This is a genomic window from Vibrio sp. S12_S33 (genome assembly GCF_963889785.1).
In the GTDB taxonomy this organism is placed as follows: domain Bacteria; phylum Pseudomonadota; class Gammaproteobacteria; order Enterobacterales; family Vibrionaceae; genus Vibrio; species Vibrio aestuarianus.
The window spans coordinates 1-425 of sequence record NZ_CAWPQZ010000264.1 but is presented as its reverse complement, the minus strand read 5'-3'; the positions used below and the strand labels follow the sequence as shown (position 1 = coordinate 425).

Here is a 425-nt window from a genome sequence, read left to right as displayed (position 1 = left end):
GCGGAGCGGTAGTTCAGTTGGTTAGAATACCGGCCTGTCACGCCGGGGGTCGCGGGTTCGAGTCCCGTCCGCTCCGCCACTTTATTAGAAACCTCAGCAGCAATGCTGGGGTTTTTTGTGTTTAAGGTATTAAAATACTCATCACTTATTTTCCTTCCACTAGCCTCTCTTCTCTTCCCATATCTTATTGCTACAGCGACAGAAGTACACAGCACTAAAAAATGAGTATGAAAAAGCCGATACAGTATGTTGAAAAATAACGATACTGCTTAAGTTCTATAGGATTAACTTTGCTGAATAACCTCAGATCGGTTTAAGCCATCGCCATCAGTCCTGTTTTTTCAGTGTTCGTAATATTAAGCGATGGCTTTTCTGGCTTCAGACAGTACGCGATTAACCCGCCAAGTAGGTTCAGCATGAATCCA

1 tRNA gene and 1 pseudogene are annotated in these 425 nt (G+C 44.0%); one reads left to right on the top strand and one right to left on the bottom strand.

Features of this window, described 5'->3' with window-relative positions:
• Positions 1-2 precede the first annotated feature (2 nt).
• Positions 3-79, top strand: a tRNA-Asp gene (locus AACW06_RS20105).
• Positions 80-313: 234 nt separating this feature from the next.
• On the opposite strand, the pseudogene AACW06_RS20100 reads toward AACW06_RS20105, so the two are convergent.
• A pseudogene (locus AACW06_RS20100) lies at positions 314-425 on the bottom strand (IS982 family transposase); the annotation flags it as partial.